The following is a 20162-nucleotide window of genomic DNA, read 5'->3' as shown; positions in this document are numbered from 1 at the left end:
GCGGTAAGAATTACAGCGGACCCTTGGCCCACGGACCCGAGATCGCGAACGTGATGCCTGGCGTCTGGATATTGACGAACAGGTAGCGGCCGGTCGGATCGAAGCAGGCACCGGCAAATTCATTGCCGCGGCCATCGCCGGCCAGCGCCGTCGACTTGCCGGCGGCGGTCAGCTGGGCGGTCGTCAGGTTCACGTTGTTCTTGGCGAAGATGTACGCGTCACCGGCGCCCGTCAGGCCCATCAGGCGCTGGCCGAAGCCGAAGGAGTCGGTGATCGGGCTGGACGAGTCTTCGCAGATCAGCAGGCCATCGCGCGGGCTCACGGCCAGGTTGTCGCCCATATTGCCGATCAGCGGGCTCGGGCTCGAATAGATGCACTTGAGCGTCTGGCTGGCCAGGTCCAGTTCCCAGATCGCGCCACGGTTGACGGGGCCACCCGACGTGTCCATCACGTACAGCTTGCCCTTGGTGTAGAAGATGCCTTCGCCACGGTTCATGCGCAGCGCGCCCTTGGCCCAGCCCTGGTTGAACGGACCGGCGGCATTGCTGATCGCCTGGCCATTCAGGCCCACGCTGTTGCCGCGGTTGGCGTCCGGGTTCGGGATCGAGACCCATTCCAGTTCGTAGGTGTTGTCAACGCTGGCCACAGCCAGATTGACGTTGTTGACGCCCTTGACCTTGGCCATCTCCAGCACGCCGCCACGGGCCAGCGAACCGGCAGCGCCCGTCTTGATGTCCGGCACGTAGCGATAGAAGCCCGACTTGCCCGACGAATCTTCCGTCAGGTAGACCGTGCAGTCCGTCGGGTCGACAGCAGCGGCTTCGTGCGCGAAGCGGCCCATGTTGACGATCGGCTGGCCGGTGGTCTGGCGCGGATCGGCCGTCACTTCGAACACGTAACCATGCTTCTTGCCGCCGGCGGTGATGGCGTCGGAGCCGATTTCTTCGCAGGTCAGCCAGGTGCCCCATGGCGTGACGCCACCGGCGCAGTTCTGCTGCGTGCCGCCCAGGCTTGGTGTCATGCTGACCCAGTCGCCATCGCGGAACACCAGGTTGGTGGTGCCGCCGCACGAGCGGTTGGTCGTGCTGGCGCTGATCGTGCCGCCGTCGTAGAAGCTGTAGGCGTTGATGAAATTGCCAGCTGCACTGCTGGTGATTTCATGATTACGCACCAACACCTGTTCGGTGCTGCGGCCGACCTTGCGCGTGGCGATCACGCCCATGCCGTCGTGGCCGGCCGGGCATGGCCGGCCATCGGTCATGATGTCGCCGCGCCAGCCATAGCTCTTGTACGTGAAGCCAGGCGGCAGTTGCAGCAGCGGCAGGCCGGTGCTCAGGTCATTGGCGGGCGCGATCGGGCCGTACGGGCTGTCGACCAGTGCGGTGACGCCGTTGGCGGCCGCTGCTTCACGCGCGTGCAGCGCGGCAAAGGCGCCGACGAATGGCAGCGCGCTGGCGCCGGCGATGCCCTTGAGCAGGTTGCGGCGCGACGGCGACGTGTCGTGGTTGTTCATGTGTACTTCTCCATTGATTGGACGTGCGAGCCGGTGGACCGGCGTCTCGAATGTTGGCAGCGCCTGAACGGCGGCCCGCCTGTCCTTACCACCCCGGCTCGGACCGATGCATTAAAGCAAACGATCATGTCAAGTTAATGACAACAAAAAGGCAATTTTTTGTCTTACACCGTTGGTCGTGACACATGCCTGTCATGCACATTGCATGCGGCCTGCTGGGGCAAGGGCGCACCGCGCAGCATCCCCAAACCGGCTAGAATTGCTGTCTTCCGATCAATATTTTTTGTGACAAAAAAGCGAACACGATGAACAAGCTGGCGCTCTACTTTCGCCTGATCCGGGCTGACAAGCCGATCGGCATCCTGCTGCTGCTGTGGCCAACGCTGTGGGCGCTGTGGATGGCCTCGGGCGGCGTGCCGGCCCTGGACGTGCTGGCGATCTTCGTCATCGGCACCGCGCTGATGCGCTCTGCCGGCTGCGCCATCAACGACTACGCCGACCGCGACTTCGACCGCCACGTCAAGCGCACGGTCGATCGTCCGCTCACGAGCGGCAAGATCCGGGGCTGGGAAGCGGTGATGGTGGCGGCGGTGCTGGCGATCGCGTCGTTCCTGCTGATCCTGCCGCTGAACGCGCTGACCAAGCAGTTGTCGGTGGTAGCCGTGGTGGTGGCCGGCACCTACCCGTACTTCAAGCGCTTCTTCGCCATTCCGCAGGCTTACCTGGGCATCGCGTTCGGCTTCGGCATCCCGATGGCGTTTGCCGCCGTGCAGGGCGCGGTGCCGGGCGTGGCCTGGTGGCTGCTGGTGGCGAACGTGTTCTGGGCCGTGGCCTACGACACCGCGTATGCGATGGTCGACCGCGACGACGACATCAAGCTGGGCATGCGCACGTCGGCCATCACCTTCGGGCGCTTCGACGTGGCCGCCATCATGCTGTGCTACGGTGCGTCGCTGGCGATCTTCCTGCTGTGCGGCTGGTCGCTGGGCCTGCGCTGGTGGTTCGTGGCCGGTGTGGCGGTGGCGGGCGCGATCGCGCTGTATCACTACACGCTGATCCGCCATCGCGACCGGATGAACTGCTTCAAGGCCTTCCGCCATAACAACTGGCTGGGGGCCGCACTGTTCATTGGTGTCGCACTAGATTATGCATTAGGTTAATATTGTCCGAAATACATTCATCGCTGCTCCGGCAGTGTGATCGACCACCACATCAAGAGGCCCAATATGATCGAAAAAATCCCGACCCAGACCAATACCCGCGACCAGCTGGTCAACGACCTGAAAAGCGTCATCGGCGACGCGGAATCGTGGCTGCGCAACGGCAGCCAGCTGACCGGTGAAGAACTCAAGTCGGCCAAGGCCAAGTTCGAGCAGACGCTGGCTTCGGCCAAGGTCGGCCTGATCAACGCCGAAGAAACCGTGGTCGAGCGCACCAAGGTCGCCGCCAAGGCCACCGACGAATACGTCAAGGACAACCCATGGAAGTCGGTTGGCCTGGGCGCTGCCATCGGTGTCGTCATCGGCATGCTGATCGTCCGTAAATAAGATGACGATCCCCGCGACCATCTCGCGCATCGGGGCCACCCTGCTTGCCATGCTGCGCACGCGGTTGGAACTGGCCGCGCTCGAGCTGCAGGAAGAAACGCAACGCGTGTTCGGCTACGTAGCCTGGGGCATCGCTGCCGCCTTCTTCGGCGTGGTCGCGGTGCTGCTGCTGATCCTGTTCGTGCTGGTGCTGTTCTGGGACACGCACCGCCTGCTCGCCGTCGGCGGCATGACACTGCTGTTCGCGCTGGGCAGTGTGCTGGCGTTCTTCAAGGTCCGTGGCGACCTGACAACCCGTGGGCCGATCATGGCTGCCACGCTGGCCGAACTGCGCAAGGATGCGCAAGCTGTCAAAGGAGAGCCGATCGATGACCACAAAATCTGAACCACTGGCAGTGCGCCGCCGCCTGCTGGCCGCGCAATGCGCCGAACAGCGCGCCCAGATGTCGGCCGACGTGACGCTGCTGCGCACGCCGTCGGCGATGGGTGGCACCACGGGGTATGTGGTGCAGCACAAGAAAGCCATCCTGACCGCCGCCGGCGTCGGGGTGGGCATCATGCTGACCCGGCCGACCTGGGTGGTCGGCGCGATCACGGCAGCGTTGTCGGCCTACAAGCTGGCACAGAAGGTGTTGCCGGTGCTGGGGTGGAGAAAGTTCGAAGTACATTGAACGGTTTGCGGTTCGCGAACTGACTTGGGTTCCCGCCTGCGCGGGAACGACGGTTTCAGGGATGGCAGCTACGGATGTTGATCGTGGCCGCCAGCTTCCAGACCGTCGTTCCCGCGAAGGCGGGAACCCAAGCTTTTTACAGGCACCGCACGCTCAATCCTGACCCAGCTCGTCCCCGAGTTCCTTGCCACGCGCTGCAGCTGCCTGCATCGCCGCGACAATCGCGCCTTTCACGCCCGCCGCTTCCATGCTCTCGATCGCCGCATGTGTCGTGCCGCCCTTTGACGTCACGCGCGCACGCAGCACGTCGACTGCTTCGTCGGACTGCGCCGCCAGTTGCGCCGCACCCGTGAATGTGGCCAGCGCCAGCTCCCTGCCCTGCTCCGCATTCAGGCCCATCGCGCGCGCGGCTTCCTGCATCGCTTCCAGGAAATAGAAGACATACGCCGGCCCGCTGCCCGACACCGCCGTCACCGCATCGATCTGCGCTTCGTCGTCCAGCCACACGGTCTTGCCGACCGCGCGCATGACGGCGTCGGCCTGCTCGCGCTGCGCAGCGCTGACGCCCGCCTGCGCCGCCATGCCGGTCACGCCCATGCCGATCAGCGCCGGTGTATTCGGCATCGTGCGCACGATGGCGTCGTAGCCGCCCAGCCAGCGGGCCAGGTCGCTGCTGCGGATGCCTGCCGCGATCGACAGCACCAGCTGGCGCGTCAGGTGCGGCACCAGCGCTGTGGCCACCTCGCGCATCTGCTGCGGCTTCACGGCCAGCACGACGACTTCGGCGTGCTGCACCGCCTCGTCGATGGCGGTCGCGGTGCGCACGCCATACTCGCGTGCCAGGCGCTCCAGTGCTTCGGGATTGCGGTCCACCACGTGGATGTGCGCGCCGGAACCCGCGACCTTCACGAGCCCGGAAATCAGGGCTGCGGCCATATTGCCGCCGCCGATAAAGACGATGTTCATGGTGATCCTGTCAGGTGTAATCGCGTTTGCCGAAGATGGCGCTGCCGACGCGCACGATCGTCGCGCCTTCGGCGATGGCGGGCGCCAGGTCGCCCGACATGCCCATCGAGAGCGTATCGAGTTCCATGCCGTCGGCGCGCAGCGCGTCGAACAGGACGCGCACGCGGGCAAAGGCGGCGCGCTGTTCTGCGACATCGGTGGTGGGCTCGGGGATCGCCATCAGGCCGCGCAGGCGCAGGTTCGGCAGTTGCGCGACCTCGCGCGCCAGCGCCGGTAATTCTTCGGGCGACGCACCGCTCTTGCTGGCCTCACCGCTGATGTTCACTTGGAGGCAGATATTCAGCGGGCCCAGTTCGGGCGGCCGCTGCTCCGACAGGCGCTGCGCGATCTTGAGCCGCTCGACCGTGTGCACCCAGGCGAAGCTGGCGGCGATGGGCCGCGTCTTGTTGCTCTGGATCGGGCCGATGAAATGCCACTCGACGGCTGCATCTGGTTGCGCCTGCGCGACGCTTGCGATCTTGTCGAGCGCTTCCTGCAAATAGTTTTCGCCGAATGCCAGCTGACCAGTGGCCATCGCATCGAGCACCGCCTGTGCAGGGAAGGTCTTCGATACGGCCAGCAACTGGACCTCGTTGCGCGCGCGTTCCGATGCCTTTACAGCATCGGTGATTGTCGCTTCGACAGCTTGCAAGTTCCCGGCGATTATGGACATAATGATTTTCTATAGGAAATATTTTTGAGGCCGTTTGCGGCACTGGGATTATAAATGGACATATCGGAATTACTCGCTTTCTCGGTCAAGAACAAGGCCTCGGACCTGCACCTGTCGGCCGGCCTGCCGCCGATGATCCGCGTCCATGGCGACGTGCGCCGGATTAACCTGCCGCCGCTGGAGCACAAGGACGTGCACGGCATGATCTATGACATCATGAACGACGGCCAGCGCAAGCAGTACGAAGAAGTGCTCGAGTGCGACTTTTCGTTCGCGATTCCGGGCCTGGCGCGTTTTCGCGTCAATGCGTTCAACCAGGAACGGGGCGCGGCTGCCGTGCTGCGCACGATTCCGTCCAAGATCCTGTCGCTCGAAGACCTGAACGCGCCGAAGATCTTCGGCGAACTGGCCCTGAAACCGCGCGGCCTGGTGCTGGTCACGGGCCCCACCGGCTCGGGCAAGTCGACGACGCTGGCGGCGATGGTGAATCACCTCAACGAACAGGAATATGGCCACATCCTGACGATCGAAGACCCGATCGAATTCGTCCACGACTCCAAGAAATGCCTGATCAACCAGCGTGAAGTCGGCCCGCACACGCTCTCGTTCAGCAACGCGCTGCGCTCGGCGCTGCGCGAAGATCCGGACGCGATCCTGGTCGGCGAATTGCGCGACCTGGAAACGATCCGCCTGGCGCTGTCGGCCGCCGAAACGGGTCACCTCGTGTTCGGCACGCTGCACACGTCGTCGGCCGCCAAGACCATCGACCGTATCGTCGACGTGTTCCCGGCCGAAGAAAAAGAGATGGTGCGCGCGATGCTGTCCGAATCGCTGCAGGCCGTGATTTCGCAAACGCTGCTCAAGACCAAGGACGGCTCGGGTCGCGTGGCGGCGCACGAAATCATGATCGGCACGCCGGCCATCCGTAACCTGATCCGCGAAGCGAAGATCGCCCAGATGTACTCGGCGATCCAGACCGGCAGCAATGTCGGCATGCAGACGCTCGACCAGAACCTGACCGACCTCGTACGCCGCAACATGATCTCCTCGGTGGCTGCGCGCAGCGCCGCCAAGATCCCCGAAAACTTCCTCGGCTAAGGGCCATTGATGGAACGCGACCAGGCTACCAAATTCATGTTCGACCTGCTGCGCCTGATGGTGACCAAGGGCGGTTCGGACCTGTTCATCACGGCGGGCTTTCCGCCGGCGATCAAGATCGACGGGCGCATGACGCCCGTATCAAGCCAGCCGCTCACCAGCGGCCACACGGGCGACCTGGCGCGCGCCATCATGAACGACAAGCAGGGGGCCGGCTTCGAGCTCACGCGCGAAGCCAATTTCGCGATCACGCCGGGCGACCTGGGACGCTTCCGTGTGTCGGCCTTCATGCAGATGGGCTGCGTGGGCATGGTGCTGCGCGTGATCACCACGGCGATTCCGAAGTTCGAGGAACTGAGCCTGCCCGACACGCTCAAGGATGTCGTGATGACCAAGCGCGGGCTGGTGATCATGGTCGGCGCGACGGGTTCCGGCAAATCGACGACGCTGGCGGCGATGGTCGGCTACCGCAACGAGAACAGCTACGGCCACATCATCACGGTCGAAGACCCGGTCGAATTCGTCCACCCGCACAAGAACTGCGTGATCACGCAGCGCGAAGTGGGCGTGGACACCGACAGCTTTGAAGCAGCGCTGAAAAACTCGCTGCGCCAGGCGCCGGACGTGATCCAGATCGGCGAGATCCGCGACCGCGAAACGATGGAACACGCCATTGCGTTTGCCGAAACGGGCCACCTGTGCCTGGCCACGCTGCACGCCAACAGCGCCAACCAGGCGCTGGACCGCATCATCAACTTCTTCCCCGAAGAGCGGCGCCAGCAACTGCTGATGGACCTGTCGCTAAACCTCAAAGGCCTGGTGTCGCAGCGCCTGATTCCGAAGAAGGAATCGAAGGGGCGCGTGGTGGCGATCGAGATCCTGCTGAACTCACCGCTGATTTCGGACCTGATCTTCAAGGGCGAAGTCCATGAGATCAAGGAAATCATGAAGAAGTCGCGCGAGCTGGGAATGCAGACGTTCGACCAGGCGCTGTTCGACCTGTACGAGGCCGACAAGATCACCTACGAAGACGCGCTGCGCAATGCGGACTCGGTCAATGACCTGCGGCTGAACATCAAGCTCAATAGCAAGCATGCGAAGAACCGTGATTTTTCCAGTGGGACGGAGGCGTTGGGATTGGTGTAGCGGCCTCACCACCGTCGTTCCCGCGCAGGCGGGAACCCAAGCTCGAGCACAGCCACCGACGCGCGCTTTCGTGGCAACGCACAGGAACTTGGGTTCCCGCCTTCGCGGGAACGACGGTCAGGCGGCGCGTCCCGGTTAGAACCGTGACTCCAGCGTCACCCGCGCCACCGCCTGCCCATCCGAAAACGTCGTCCTGCGCTGCACGCCGTTGTCATCCACGTAGCGCGACTCGGACACCGTATCCTGCGCCAGCAGATTGGTTGCCGCCAGCCGCAGCTGGTAGGTCGGGTTGAACTTCCACAGCGCATACACATCGAGTTCACGCCGCACGCTCTGGTAGCGTGACTGCTCCACGTTCACGCGCACGTTGCCGCCGTTCTTGAAGGCGAAGCTCGCGCCCGTCGTGAGCTTGCCGCCCGGCGTCTTGTAATCCACACCCAACGTGCCAGATACAGGCACCTGCTGATCGAGCCGGTTGTCCGGCCCCGGCACCGCATCGACGCGCGACCAGTTGCGCGCCAGGCTCGCCCGCAGGTCGATGTCCGGCACGTCCTGCAGTACGGCCGACAGCGGAAACTTCGCTTCCAGCTCCAGGCTGCGCGTAAGCGCGTCGCCATCATTCACCGGCGTCTGGATCCAGCGGCCGTCCTCGACCAGCAGGCCCTGGCGCGTGTAGTCGCTGATGCGCCGCACCGATACGCTGGCACTGAGCAGCGCCTTCTCGGCCCAGTAATGTTCGTACGATGCGTCGATGCCGGTCGCCAGTTCCGGTTTCAGATCGGGATTGCCGCGATAGTCAGGGTCGGTCTGGCTGTTGTTCGGGGTCGTGAAGCGCCGTGGGATCAGGCTCCCCGTAAGGGGTGCCTTGAAGGTGCGCGTCAGCGCCACGCGTACCTGATCGCGGCTGTCGGGGAGCTTGTACAGGGTCTGCGCGAGCGGACTCCAGACGCTGGTACGGTTGGTGCTGGTCTCGAACGTATTGCCGCTGCTGCGCGTCTCCAGCCCTTCCCAGCGCAGGCCGGCGTACATCGACCATTGCCTGGTGACGTTCCACTCGTCCTGCACGAACAGCGCCAGGCGCTTGAGGGTCGCCTCGTATTGTTCATTGCGACGCAACGTCGTGCCCGCGAGCGGGAACAGTTCCACTTCGCCGCGCGCGTCGTCGCGCACCGCGTAGCCGGCATCCCAGCCCATCGACAGCGCATGGTCTTTTTTCCACGGCCGCGAATACTTGCCCACCGCCGTGACGCCAGCTTCGTCGGTGTCGCTGAGAACGACCGAGTCACGCGCCAGCCGGGCGACGCCGTCGATCGTGCGGGCGTCTTCTTCATGGTAGTCGCCATCGCTGCGCATGCCGTTCACGCCCAGCTTCAGATCCAGCTTCGCGCCCTCGTCCAGGTGATGCATCCAGTTCAGGTCCGAGCGCACCACGGTGCTGCTGCCATCGCTGGTCATGCCACGCACGTCGTAACGCGGGGGCAGCCCAAGGACGGTGTCGACCACGGCGCCACCCTGGTAATCGGTGCGCTGGTGCGTCACGAGCGACTGCCAGCTGACCGTGTCGCCGTTTTCCAGGCTCCAGTTCAGTCGCGGCGTGAGGTTGATGCCTTGCGGTTTGCCACGATCGGTCTGCACGGTGCGCCGCGTAAAGATGGGGCGCCCGTCCGCATCGATCTGCGATTCTTCGAATGGCGACGGGCGATCGAACTCGTAGCGCCAGGCACTCGCGGCAAGCGAGTACGACATCTTGCCGACGCGGTCCGACATGGTGAGGCTGGCCGAGGGATTGCTCACCTCCCCGCTTTTGCCGTAGCCGATGCGCAGCTCGCGCTGCGCCTTTTTTACGGCGCGCTTGAGGACGATGTTGATGGTGCCGGCGATCGACTGGGTCGAGAATTCGGCGCTGGCTGCGCGCAGGATTTCGATGCGCTCGATCGACTCGGGCGAGAGCTGGTCGATGTCGAAGCCGGCCGGCGCGCGCTCGCCATTGATCAGGATCTGCGTGTAGCCACTGCCCAGGCCACGCATGCGGATCTCGCCACCGCCACGCCCGGCGCCGCCGCTGACCGTGATCCCCGGCAGGCGCTTGAACACATCGAGCACCGAGGTATCGCCATAGCGCCGGATTTCCTCGGTCGACACCACGATCTTGCTGGCGGTATCGTCGCGGCGCGGATCATAGCCGTTGGCGTCGGCCTTGACTTCGACCTTCTGGACGGTGTCCGTAGAGAGTGCCGGGGCCGCGGTGTTTTGAGCGTAAGCAGGCAAGGCAGACAGCGAAAGCGCGACAAGCGTGGGGCGAAGCATCTGGGGGGACAGTCATGGCAGATTCAAAGGTGCCATATTCTGTCACGCCCCTGCTACGTAGAACAGCACATCCTCAAATTACCCTGCGCGCATGTGGGCCGATCGATCAGAGTCCTGGCCCCATGCCGCCGCCCGGTGGCCCGAACCCTGGTGGACCGCCAGGCCCGCCGCGCGGTCCATCCGGTCGGCGCCCACCCGCGCCGCCAAAACTGCCGAAGCGGTACGACAACCCGACATACACGAGGCGCCCTTCCTGGCGGCGGATGCTGTATTCGCGCAGGCGGTCGGTCTCGGTGATCGATTCGGTCTTTTGCGAGTCGAAGACATCGTTGACGTTCACGACAAGGCTCAGGGCCTGGCTCAGGTTGCGGCGGTAGCTCAGGTCAGCGCTGCGCGTTGGCTGGCGATAGCCTTCGCCGAACAGCGTCTTGCCCTGCGCATTGAGCACCAGTTGCAGGCTGTTGGTCGGATTGATCTGGTAGCTCACACGCGCGCGGCCACTGAGCGACGTGGCGCTGCGCTTGTCGTCCTGGCTGTTGCCCAGCACCGACTGTTCGGAGTATCCCAGGTTGCCGCTGGCGTTGAGCGTCAAGCTTGGCGTGACGCGGCCGCTGAACGTGAATTCGAGGCCGCCCGAGTTGCTGCTGCCGGCGTTCTCGCGCGTGGTCAGCAGCACCGTGTCGGAGATGAAGGTGCGCCGTTCCTGGATCAGGTCCGAGTCGCGCCGCGCGTACAGACGAACATTGGTCTCGACCTTGCCCAGTTTGGTTTCCAGCCCCAGCTCGATCGAGTCGGTCTTGGTGGGCATCAAATCGGGATTGCCCGACGAGACGTTGGTTTCGTCGCGGTAGACGACGAAGGGATTGAGGTCGCCCGCGCCCGGACGGCGGATGCGGTGCGCGTAACTCAGGCGCAGCGCCGTGTCGTCCGACAGGTCATAGGTCAGGAAGGCGCTCGGGATCGCGTCGAAGTAATGGTTGTTGGCCTTGACGTTCGTCGTGACCTGGTTCAGATCGAGATCGGTGTACTCGGTGCGCAGGCCACCCAGCAAGCCCCACTTCTCGGCAAGGCGAAGCTGGTAAGTACCATACAAGGCGACGGTCGTTTCATCGAGCTCGAAGCGGTTGGTGCGCTGGCTGCTGAGACTTTCGGCCAGTGTCGCCTCATCGACATTGAAAAAGCGCGTGTCGAACACATTGCTGTTCTGCGCGACCTTGTAGCCCGCCTTGAACACGCCCTTCTCGCCCGGCAGTTCATAGTCGCCCGTGAAGTCGATCACGCGCGTCTCGGTCAGGTTGTTCTGGTGCGTGCGCGGCGCGGTTGAATTGGCGGGACGCACCGTGTAATCGCTGGCAAAGCGCGTGTCGGCCTCGCCCTTGTTGCCCGACAGGCGCAGGTCGACCTTGAAGATTTCGCCGGGCCGCGCGCCCTTGTGATCCAGGCCGCCACTGAGGCTGTAGCTGCGGTTGTCGTTGTCACGCACGCTCGAACGCAGGTAGTCGCCGTCGATGCTGCCGTCGGCGTTCAGGCCGCGATAGCGTTCCTGCGACTGCCCATCGCTGCCGTTGGCCGAGAAGCTGGCCTTGGCCGAAAACACGTCCTTGTCGCCCAGATTGTAGGTCAGCGAGCTGTTCATGCCCACGGCCTCGGTGTCGGTCTCGCTGGTCGAGCGCTGCGTGCTGCTGGCCACGGCGCCGGAGAGCGGATCGATCCGGTCGCGGTTTGTTTCGCCATCGGAGCCACGCGTGTCGCGCCGGACGTACACGCCGCCCTGTACGCTCATGCGCCCGGTCGTGTAGCTACCGAAGCTCGACGCATTGGCGCGCCCTTCCGGTCCGACGTTCGCATTGACGGCGCCAAAGCCGCCCGGCGTGCGCTCGCGCCGCATCACCAAGTTGATGATCGGGCCGCCCCCGCCTTCGTTGCCGAACTGCGCGCCCGGGTTGTTGATCACTTCCACCGAATCCAGATCGGCCGCCGGAATCGCGCCCAGCGCTGCAGCGCGGTTCTCGCCCTGCATCATCGCCGACGGCTTGCCATCGACGAGGATCTGCACATTGCTGCGCCCGCGCAGCGTCACGTTGCCGTCCGCGTCCACCGCCACCGACGGCACCTTGTTAAGCGTGTCGGCCACCGTGTCGTTGGTCGACGCGGCGTCACTCTTGACGTCATACGCCTGGCGGTCGATCCGGTTGGACGAACGCGCGGCCGTCACGGCGACGGTGGAGGCGACGGGGACGTCGGCCGCCTGCAGCGCCGGGGCGGTCGGCGTCACGGCGCCAGTGACAGGTTCCGCCGGCCGGACGGCGGTTTCCTGGGCAAATGCGCAAATAGGCGCGAGCAGCGCGAACAACAGGGTGGAAGAACGGTGACGTGACATGAATACCTGGGTGACTGGACGTTGGGACGAGCGTGATTGTCGCATGCGTGGCGCCCGAAATTTGTTAAGAAATGCTAAGGCGGACGAAATGTCACGGCATTGATCGGCCAACCGATGACGCCGGGGCCAGCGCTCTGCCGTGCGCCCCCCTGCAGTAGCGTAAACTGCATTGTTCACAACAAGGAGACGTCAATGAATGCCTACGATTTCAACGCCACTGCCCTCGACGGCCAGCCGGTCGACCTGCAGCGCTACCGCGGCAAGGCGCTCCTGATCGTCAATACGGCCAGCGCCTGCGGCTTCACGCCGCAATACCAAGGGCTTGAAGCGCTGCAGCGCCGCTATGCGGACCAGGGCCTCGTGGTGCTGGGCTTCCCGTGCAACCAGTTTGGCCACCAGGAGCCGGGCGACGAAGCAGCGATCGGCGCCTTCTGCGAAAAGAACTATGGCGTCACGTTCCCGATGTTCGCCAAGGTCGACGTCAACGGCGACGACGCGCATCCGCTGTTTCGCTTTCTGAAAGGCGAGGCGCCCGGCGTGCTGGGCACCGAGGCGGTCAAGTGGAACTTCACCAAATTCCTCGTCAATCGCGAAGGCGCGGTCGTCACGCGCTATGCGCCGACCACCAAGCCGGAAGACCTGGGCGGGGATATCGAGAAGGTGCTGGCAACCGGGGCCTGACTGCGCCGGCGCTCACGGCGCAATGGCGATCACTTCATCGCCGGGTCCCGGCTCGCAGCTTGCGCCCAGCGGTTGCCAGCCGCGCCGCACGACAATCCGGCGTTCGTCATGGCAGATTTCCACGCGCTGTGTCTCGGGTGCGCGGCGCTGCACGAACGCCTCGATCGAGGCCGGCACACTGACTTGCAGCGACAGCGCGTGCAGGTCCTCCACCGGGTGGTCGTCCACGTGCACGAGCGGCACGAACTGCCCGGCGAACATCGTGAAATGCGATGGCACCTTGACCGGACCGGGGACGTAATCGTTGGCGCGCAGCCAGGCCTGCGCTTCTTTCCGCGCGTTGCCCTCCCCTGTCGCGCCACCCCACGCGCTGGCCATCAGCTCGGCCACCCACTGGTTGCAGTTCTGGTATTTGGTGCCATAAGCATAGGCGTTCGCACTGTATTGACCGGCCAGCAGCGCCAGCGCCAGCGCCTTGTCGCGGGCCGCGCGTTCGAGCGACGCGCTGTCGTCAGGCGGCAGGAACAACAAGGCGATATGGCCCTTGCCCGGTGCGTCGGCGCCGAGCGCGAAGCCGGCAATGCCCTGGTCAAAGATGTACGGGCGCGCCTCGTCGCATTCGTAATACAGCTGGCGCACGGCCCACGGGCTGTCCGGCGTATCGCGCAGTGCGACGCCGGCGTGTGAATACACCAGATTGAAGCGGCTCAGGTCCGTGCCGGCGCGCGCGATCAGGGCCACCTTGCCGTTCGAGCGCGCCAGCTCCTGCTTGACGACGCCGGCAAAGCGCAGCACGCGGTCCTGTTCGGTCGCGTTGAGGTCGCGCGAGCGGTCGCAGAAGGTGGGAAAGCCGGCCAGGGCACTGCCGCTCGCACACAACAGCAGCGCCAGCGCAGCCTGGCGCACCAGCATCAGATCGTGACTTTGCGCGAGCCCAGCTCGCGATACCACTCGTCCTGCAGCGCCAGGAAGAATGGCCGCTGGGTGTCGGCGTAGGCGAATTCGTAGCCGTAGGCGCGCTCATTGACCTGGACCACGTCGCCCGCGATCACGGTGCGCGTCGCAAGGGCGCGGTTGGGCACATCGAGCTCGAACGAACGGGCCTGGCCGGCAGCGGTTGCGCGCAGCGTCAGGCGGGTGGTGTCGGGCTTGTTCGGAGCGTGCGCGATATTGATCACGCGGTACTGGCCGGCGGCGACCTTGTCATTGTCGCTCGAGCTGTTGCTGGAACCGCTGACCGAATCGGAAATGCTGGCGGACGACGCCGAGCCGGCGCTGGACGCGGACGACGCGAAGCTGTCAGCCTGCGCGGGCGCATTGCAGGCCGCAGCGAACAGGGTCAGGCACAGCGTGCGGGAGAGGATAGGCAAGGTCATGGCACTCTTTCATTTGGCGAGCAGAACGCTCCTATGGTACAAGCCCTTGCGCCGAATGACCATAGGGCAATTTTATCGCGTCTGAATACGGGCTGCGCCGTGGGTGATGCAGGCGCGGGTGACGTTGTCCAGGAAGCGGATCGCCACATCCATCGACAGGCCGGGCGGCAGCAGGTTGGCAAGCCCCGGGTCATCGTTCAGCCGGTCGACGCCATACGCCAACCGACGCGACACGTCGCGCGCCAGTTGGCCATCGCTGTTGTAGAGCGCGTCGTAGACGCCGGCCGCTTCCCATACCGGCACGAGGCCCGGGGTACTGCTGTCTTCGAAGACGGTGGCGCGCGGACTGTCTTCATCCTCGCGCACGAGTTGAAAGGTAAAGCTCAAGATCGTTCCTGCTGGTGTTCGTTGCTGGGGTCGGGGCGATGCTACCACGCTCACCGCGTTGCTGCAGTGGCCCGATGTCCCGCGGACGCTCCCGAATCAGTTTGCCGTACCCTGCCGACATTCGGTGGCGTAGGCGATCTTGTACGGTTTGTCAAAACAGCGCTGCAGGCCTTCGATTACATCGATATTCATGGGCCAGCGCATTTTGAGTGTCGTGCCGTCAGCCGTGGGCAATTCGATGAAGCCATCCACCAGGGCCGGCGCATCCTCGCCGGTCATCGGCGGTACGGCGGCCAGCTTCCGGTGTGCATCGTTCAGGGCGGTCCTGTCCTTGCGCAGGAAGGCGATCGATGCGTCTACATAGAAATTCCATCCCGAAGGATCATCCTCCACCGGCACGCGCGAATGTTCCATCAATGCTGCTGCAGGTGCAGATTGGCCGGCGATGGCGCGCATCTGCCCTTCGTGCCAGTACAGCATGCCGGATTTGTTGCCGTGGGCCTGGCGATAGTCACGCAGCAAATCGGCCGCCACAAGTTCGCAGCCCGGCGTATCGCCAAGCGGGCGCCAGCCACCACGCATGTCCTGGTCGAACTTTGCTTCATCCAGGGCGAGCAGGCGGCTGCGATCATGGCTGCATGATGTGCTCGTTGCATTTGCGGAGGGTGTGGCTGCTGCGGTGGCAGATAAAAACAGGAACGTGCACGACAGGGCAAGGGTCGGAATCGGTGAGGACATGTGCAGGATTGGTTAGTCAGCAACGTGCCAGATTAGCAAATAGCGGTACGAGAATAAGCGCGGATTCTCACCATCTCAATGCCGAAACGCCTTCTCAAACCCGACTGCGAAGATCATGACAACCGGTAGGTCGTGGCCATCGCCCATCCCGGCTTGCAACGCCGAAACCATCAGTAGTGGTAACGACAAGAGATGACGATCAATTCCGCGTCATTCACCATGTAGACAAATCGATTGGATTCATCGATGCGGCGCGACCAGCATCCGCTCAAGCCATGCTTCAAGGGCTCTGGTTTCCCAATGCCAGCAAATGGATCTCGTTGCACATCCTTCACAAGATCGTTGATGCGTTTGAGCGTCTTTCTGTCTTGCGTTTGCCAATATACGTAACTGTCCCAGCCCTCATCCGTGAACTTCAGTATGCGCATTTTTCGATTCCTCGGCGCTGGATGGCGCTAACAACTCCCGCTGCTTTGCTTCACCTGCACGCGCTTGAGCAATCGACTTGGCCAAATGCGCTGCATTTGCCGGTGAGCTGAGCAAATGAACCGTCTCCATCAGGCTGCTGTAATACTCGAAGGACATGACGACAGCGTCGGGTGCATCGCGCCTGGAGATAACTGTCACGTCAGCATCATCGACGACCTGGTCGATGACATTCCTGAGGCTGTTGCGGGCCTCAGAAAAATTGATGATTCTCATGTGCACCTCCTGTGCTGTTCTTAAAGGACCGACGATATTGCCCGAACTTGTCCTATATGTCGTACAAGTATAGTGCAGGAATGAATGTTAGCAAGTGCTTTTGCAATGAGAAATGGCAGTCGATCAGGTCAATTTCTGCTCCAGCAGCTCGACCCAGTGCGTCACAGGCGTCCCGGTCCCTGCCTGCAAATGCGAGATGCACCCGATATTGGCCGACACGATCTGCTCTGCCCCGGTCGCGGCCAGGCTGGCCAGCTTGCGCTCACGGAGCGCGAGCGAGATGGCCGGCTGCAGCACCGAATAGGTGCCGGCCGAGCCGCAGCACAGGTGATTGTCGGCGCACAGCACAACGTCAATGCCGGCCGCCTGCAGCACGCCTTCGACCTTGCCCCGGATTTGCTGGCCATGCTGCAGCGTGCACGGCGGGTGGTACGCCACGGGCGGGCCGCCCTTCCCTTTTGCCAGCGCGGCGATGCGGTCCTGGAATGGCGTCAGGATTTCGGACAAGTCACGCGTGATCGCGCTGATTTGTTCAGCCTTGGCGGCATACGCGGGATCATGCGCCAGCAGGTGGCCGTATTCCTTGACGGTGACGCCGCAGCCCGACGCGGTCATGACGATCGCCTCGACCGCGCCCTTGTCAACGCTAGGCCACCACGCGTCGATATTGCGGCGCATGTCATCCAGCCCGCCGTCCTGGTCGTTTATGTGATAGCGCAGCGCGCCGCAGCAGCCGGCCTTGGGCGCCACGGTCAGTTGCACGCCCAGTGCATCGAGAACGCGCGCCGTGGCAGCATTGATGTTCGGCGCCATCCCGGGCTGTACGCAGCCATCAAGCACCAGCATCTTGCGCGGATGGATGCGCGTCGGCCAGCGGCCGGCAGCGGGCACGGGCGGCAATTTGGCTTGCAGCGTCTCCGGCAACAGGGGCCGCAGCAGGCGCCCCGCCCTGAACGCGGGCGTGGCCAGGCCCGCATGCGGCAGGCAGGCCTTGAGCGTCGTGCGCGTGAGCCGCTCGCCCAGGGGCCGCGCCACGCGCTCGTCGACCAGCTTGCGGCCGATGTCGAGCAGGCGCCCGTACTTCACGCCCGACGGGCACGTGGTTTCGCAGTTCAGGCACGTCAGGCAGCGGTCCAGGTGCAGCTGGGTCTTGCGCGTTGGCTCGGCGCCTTCGAGCACGTTCTTGATCAGGTAGATGCGCCCGCGCGGGCCATCGAGTTCGTCGCCCAGCAACTGGTACGTCGGGCAGGTGGCGGTGCAGAAGCCGCAGTGCACGCAGGATCGCAGGATCGCTTCGGCCTCGGTGCCCTCGCGCGTGCCCTTGATGAAATCGGCCAGAGTCGTTTGCATGCCTTATGTGCTTTCGTGGTACATGCGGCCGGGGTTGAAGATATGCGCCGGGTCGAACGCGTCTTTCATGCGCGCATGGATACGCGCCAGCGCCGGCGCGAGCGGCTGGAACACGCCGGCCGACTTGTCGCCGCCCCGGAACAGCGTCGCATGGCCCCCGCAGGCCTGCGCGGTGCGCCGGATCGCCTGCGCGGTACCCGCGTCGCCATCGGCGCACAACCAGCGCTGGGCACCGCCCCATTCGATCATCTGCGCGCCGCCCAGCACCAGCGCGCCCGTGGTGGATGGCACCGACAGGCGCCACAGCGCACCGTCACCGTCACCGTCAAAGAACGCCGTGCGTTGCTCGCGCACGGCGCGCCAGAACGCATCGGCAGCTGGCATCACCTCGCCGCCAAGATCCCGCACGGCGGCATCGACCGCCGCTTCGGCGCCGGACAGGCGCAGCGCCAGCTCGCCATCGACCCAGGCGCTGGCCGAGATGGGCAAGGGCTGGCCACCCCACGTATTCAGGGATCGGAGCGCGTCGATCTCGTCCAGTGCAAACCGCAGCGTCGTTTCGGCAAACGGCCGTGGCAGCACCTTGACCGACACCTCCAGCAGCACGCCCAGCGTGCCCAGCGAGCCGGCCAGCATGCGCGAGACATCGTAGCCGGCCACGTTTTTCATGACGCGCCCGCCGAAGGCCAGCACGTCGCCGCGGCCATCGAGCAGGGTCGCGCCCAGCACGAAGTCGCGCGCGGCGCCGCTCGTCGCGCGGCGCGGGCCGCACAAGCCGCTGGCAATCGCGCCGCCCAGCGTGGCGTGCGGACCGAAATGCGGCGGCTCGAACGCCAGCATCTGGTTGCGTTCGGCCAGCGCGGCTTCGATCTCGGCCAGCGGCGTGCCGCAGCGCGCCGTGATCACGAGTTCGGTCGGCTCGTAGTCGACGATGCCCGCATGGGCGCGCGTGTCGAGAATGGCGCCAGCTGGCGCGCCGCCGTACCAGTGTTTGGTGCCGCCGCCACGGATGCACAGCGCCTGCCCGCTGGCGGCGGCTGCCCTGACCTGCTGCTGGAGTTGTTCGACGGTGTTCATCAGAAGCGCGGCAATTCGGGAAACGGCACCTGCCCGTGGTGCACGTGCAGCTTGCCGAATTCGGCGCAGCGGTGCGGCGTGGGGATGGCCTTGTCGGGATTGAGCAGCGCGCACGGATCAAACGCGTGCTTGACGGCGAAGAAGGCGTCGAGTTCCTTGCGGCCGAACTGCACGCACATCGACCCGATCTTTTCCATGCCCACGCCATGCTCGCCCGTGATAGTGCCCCCCACCTCGACGCACAGTGCCAGGATGGCCGCGCCAAACGCCTCGGCGCGATCGAATTCGCCCGGCACGCTGGCGTCGAACAGGATCAGCGGATGCATATTGCCGTCACCCGCATGGAACACGTTCGAGCAGCGCAGGCCGTACGTGACTTCCATCTCGGCGATGCCGGCCAGCACGCGCGCCAGCTGCTTGCGCGGGATGGTGCCGTCCATGCAGTAGTAATCGGGCGAGATGCGCCCCGCCGCCGGAAACGCATTCTTGCGGCCCGACCAGAAGCGCCCGCGCTCCGCTTCGCTCTGCGAGACGGTAATCGCGGTGGCGCCGGCGCGCGCCAGCACCGCGCTCATGCGGCTGATTTCTTCGGCCACTTCGAGCGCGGTGCCATCGGCTTCACACAGCAGGATGGCGGCGGCGTCCAGGTCGTAGCCAGCCTTCACGAACGGTTCGACCATGCGCACCGAGGTGCGGTCCATCATCTCGAGGCCGGCCGGGATGATGCCGGCCGCGATGACGTCGGCCACCGCATTGCCGGCCGTGACCACGTCGGCAAACGAGGCCATGATGACCTGCGCCAGCGCCGGTTTGGGCACCAGTTTCACCGTCACCTCGACGACGATGCCCAGCATGCCTTCCGAGCCGATGAACACGGCCAGCAGATCCAGGCCCGGCGCATCGAGCGCGCCCCCGCCCAGTTCGACGATGTCGCCTTCGATCGTGGCCACGCGCACGCGCAGCACGTTGTGGATCGTCAGGCCGTATTTGAGGCAATGCACGCCGCCCGCGTTTTCGGCCACGTTGCCGCCAATGGTGCAGGCGATCTGCGACGATGGGTCGGGCGCGTAATACAGGCCGTGGCTGGCGGCCGCTTCGGAAATGGCCAGGTTGCGCACGCCCGGCTGCACGACGGCGGTGCGCGCCAGGGGATCGACCCGCTTGATCGCGTTCATGCGCGCAGTCGAGAGCACGACACCATCGTGGATCGGCAGCGCGCCGCCCGACAGACCCGTGCCGGCGCCGCGCGGGACCACCGGCACGTTCAGTGCGCGGCACACCGCCAGGATGGCCAGCACCTGCGCTTCGTCGGTCGGCAGCGTCACGACCATGGGCAACTGGCGGTAGGCGGCCAGGCCATCGCATTCGTAGGGCCGCGTGTCTTCGGGTGCAAACAGGACGCATGCCGCGGGCACGCGCGCCAGGAGCGCGGCGACGACCTGCGCACGTCGGTCAGGCAAGGCTGGATTGGACGAAGACATGGGTCGATTGTAAGCAAATCGGCAGGTTTT

The 20162-nt window shown here is 64.6% G+C and carries 21 protein-coding genes; 7 read left to right on the top strand and 14 right to left on the bottom strand.

Features of this window, described 5'->3' with window-relative positions; translation table 11 throughout:
* Positions 1–10: 10 nt before the first annotated feature.
* Positions 11–1513 (bottom strand): PhoX family protein, encoded by a 1503-nt coding sequence (locus AC56LN_RS14530; RefSeq protein WP_499572721.1) that lies wholly within the window; start codon positions 1511–1513, stop codon positions 11–13.
* 305 nt (positions 1514–1818) lie between these two features.
* Between AC56LN_RS14530 and ubiA the strand changes: the two genes are divergently transcribed.
* From ubiA to AC56LN_RS14510, 4 genes are all read left to right on the top strand, one after another.
* Positions 1819–2673 (top strand): 4-hydroxybenzoate octaprenyltransferase, encoded by an 855-nt coding sequence (gene ubiA, locus AC56LN_RS14525; RefSeq protein ID WP_332532989.1) that lies wholly within the window; start codon positions 1819–1821, stop codon positions 2671–2673.
* 66 nt (positions 2674–2739) lie between these two features.
* Complete coding sequence (locus AC56LN_RS14520; RefSeq protein WP_332532988.1) at positions 2740–3060, top strand: ElaB/YgaM/YqjD family protein; 321 nt, start codon at positions 2740–2742, stop codon at positions 3058–3060.
* Position 3061: 1 nt separating this feature from the next.
* The gene (locus AC56LN_RS14515; RefSeq protein ID WP_499572719.1) at positions 3062–3445 is read left to right on the top strand and encodes a phage holin family protein; all 384 of its coding nucleotides are present in this window, start codon (positions 3062–3064) and stop codon (positions 3443–3445) included.
* A complete protein-coding gene (locus AC56LN_RS14510) occupies positions 3429–3731 on the top strand; it encodes a hypothetical protein (RefSeq protein WP_499572717.1) in 303 nt (100 codons plus the stop codon). Before AC56LN_RS14515 ends, AC56LN_RS14510 begins: the two co-directional genes overlap by 17 nt.
* 153 nt (positions 3732–3884) lie before the next feature.
* Here the strand turns inward: AC56LN_RS14510 and proC are convergent, their stop codons facing one another.
* Together proC and AC56LN_RS14500 are read right to left on the bottom strand one after the other, a co-directional pair.
* Positions 3885–4697, bottom strand: a complete 813-nt coding sequence (gene proC / locus AC56LN_RS14505; RefSeq protein WP_499572715.1) for a pyrroline-5-carboxylate reductase — start codon at positions 4695–4697, stop codon at positions 3885–3887.
* A 10-nt stretch (positions 4698–4707) separates the two neighbouring features.
* Positions 4708–5409 (bottom strand): YggS family pyridoxal phosphate-dependent enzyme, encoded by a 702-nt coding sequence (locus AC56LN_RS14500; protein ID WP_499572713.1) that lies wholly within the window; start codon positions 5407–5409, stop codon positions 4708–4710.
* A gap of 54 nt (positions 5410–5463) precedes the next feature.
* Here AC56LN_RS14500 and AC56LN_RS14495 point away from each other — a divergent pair, with 54 nt between their 5' ends.
* A complete protein-coding gene (locus AC56LN_RS14495; protein WP_183556967.1) occupies positions 5464–6507 on the top strand; it encodes a type IV pilus twitching motility protein PilT in 1044 nt (347 codons plus the stop codon).
* A 9-nt stretch (positions 6508–6516) separates the two neighbouring features.
* Positions 6517–7653 (top strand): PilT/PilU family type 4a pilus ATPase, encoded by a 1137-nt coding sequence (locus AC56LN_RS14490; RefSeq protein WP_482897407.1) that lies wholly within the window; start codon positions 6517–6519, stop codon positions 7651–7653.
* A 135-nt stretch (positions 7654–7788) separates the two neighbouring features.
* Here the strand turns inward: AC56LN_RS14490 and AC56LN_RS14485 are convergent, their stop codons facing one another.
* Both AC56LN_RS14485 and AC56LN_RS14480 read right to left on the bottom strand, forming a co-directional pair.
* Positions 7789–9921 (bottom strand): TonB-dependent receptor plug domain-containing protein, encoded by a 2133-nt coding sequence (locus tag AC56LN_RS14485; RefSeq protein WP_499572710.1) that lies wholly within the window; start codon positions 9919–9921, stop codon positions 7789–7791.
* A gap of 145 nt (positions 9922–10066) precedes the next feature.
* Positions 10067–12340 (bottom strand): TonB-dependent receptor domain-containing protein, encoded by a 2274-nt coding sequence (locus AC56LN_RS14480; protein WP_499572708.1) that lies wholly within the window; start codon positions 12338–12340, stop codon positions 10067–10069.
* Between the two features lie 192 nt (positions 12341–12532).
* On the opposite strand from AC56LN_RS14480, the gene AC56LN_RS14475 reads away from it, so the two are divergent.
* Positions 12533–13021 carry a glutathione peroxidase gene (locus AC56LN_RS14475; protein ID WP_482897404.1) on the top strand — a complete coding sequence of 163 codons (489 nt, stop codon included), beginning with the start codon at positions 12533–12535 and terminating at the stop codon, positions 13019–13021.
* Between the two features lie 12 nt (positions 13022–13033).
* Here the strand turns inward: AC56LN_RS14475 and AC56LN_RS14470 are convergent, their stop codons facing one another.
* From AC56LN_RS14470 to AC56LN_RS14430, 9 genes are all read right to left on the bottom strand, one after another.
* Positions 13034–13933 (bottom strand): DUF2145 domain-containing protein, encoded by a 900-nt coding sequence (locus AC56LN_RS14470; protein WP_499572706.1) that lies wholly within the window; start codon positions 13931–13933, stop codon positions 13034–13036.
* On the bottom strand, positions 13933–14397 hold the full coding sequence (locus AC56LN_RS14465) for a hypothetical protein (RefSeq protein WP_183556956.1): 465 nt from the start codon (positions 14395–14397) through the stop codon (positions 13933–13935). The genes AC56LN_RS14470 and AC56LN_RS14465 overlap by 1 nt, the downstream gene beginning before the upstream one ends.
* A 72-nt stretch (positions 14398–14469) precedes the next feature.
* Entirely contained in the window at positions 14470–14784 is a 315-nt protein-coding gene (locus tag AC56LN_RS14460) for a hypothetical protein (RefSeq protein WP_482897401.1), read from the bottom strand.
* A 96-nt stretch (positions 14785–14880) separates the two neighbouring features.
* Positions 14881–15522 carry a hypothetical protein gene (locus AC56LN_RS14455; protein ID WP_499572704.1) on the bottom strand — a complete coding sequence of 214 codons (642 nt, stop codon included), beginning with the start codon at positions 15520–15522 and terminating at the stop codon, positions 14881–14883.
* A 170-nt stretch (positions 15523–15692) separates the two neighbouring features.
* The gene (locus tag AC56LN_RS14450; protein WP_499572702.1) at positions 15693–15950 is read right to left on the bottom strand and encodes a Txe/YoeB family addiction module toxin; all 258 of its coding nucleotides are present in this window, start codon (positions 15948–15950) and stop codon (positions 15693–15695) included.
* Positions 15925–16224, bottom strand: coding sequence for a type II toxin-antitoxin system Phd/YefM family antitoxin (locus AC56LN_RS14445; RefSeq protein WP_482897400.1), 300 nt, complete (start codon positions 16222–16224; stop codon positions 15925–15927). Before AC56LN_RS14445 ends, AC56LN_RS14450 begins: the two co-directional genes overlap by 26 nt.
* A gap of 123 nt (positions 16225–16347) precedes the next feature.
* The gene (gene glcF, locus AC56LN_RS14440; RefSeq protein ID WP_499572699.1) at positions 16348–17574 is read right to left on the bottom strand and encodes a glycolate oxidase subunit GlcF; all 1227 of its coding nucleotides are present in this window, start codon (positions 17572–17574) and stop codon (positions 16348–16350) included.
* Positions 17575–17577: 3 nt separating this feature from the next.
* Positions 17578–18651, bottom strand: a complete 1074-nt coding sequence (gene glcE, locus AC56LN_RS14435) for a glycolate oxidase subunit GlcE (protein WP_499572697.1) — start codon at positions 18649–18651, stop codon at positions 17578–17580.
* The gene (locus AC56LN_RS14430) at positions 18651–20132 is read right to left on the bottom strand and encodes an FAD-linked oxidase C-terminal domain-containing protein (protein WP_499572696.1); all 1482 of its coding nucleotides are present in this window, start codon (positions 20130–20132) and stop codon (positions 18651–18653) included. Before AC56LN_RS14430 ends, glcE begins: the two co-directional genes overlap by 1 nt.
* Positions 20133–20162 lie beyond the last annotated feature (30 nt).

The sequence above is a fragment of the Telluria sp. ZT3P26 genome (assembly GCF_059686035.1).
The sequence above is the reverse complement of the archived record's forward strand: the minus strand, read 5'-3'. Positions and strand labels throughout refer to the sequence as shown.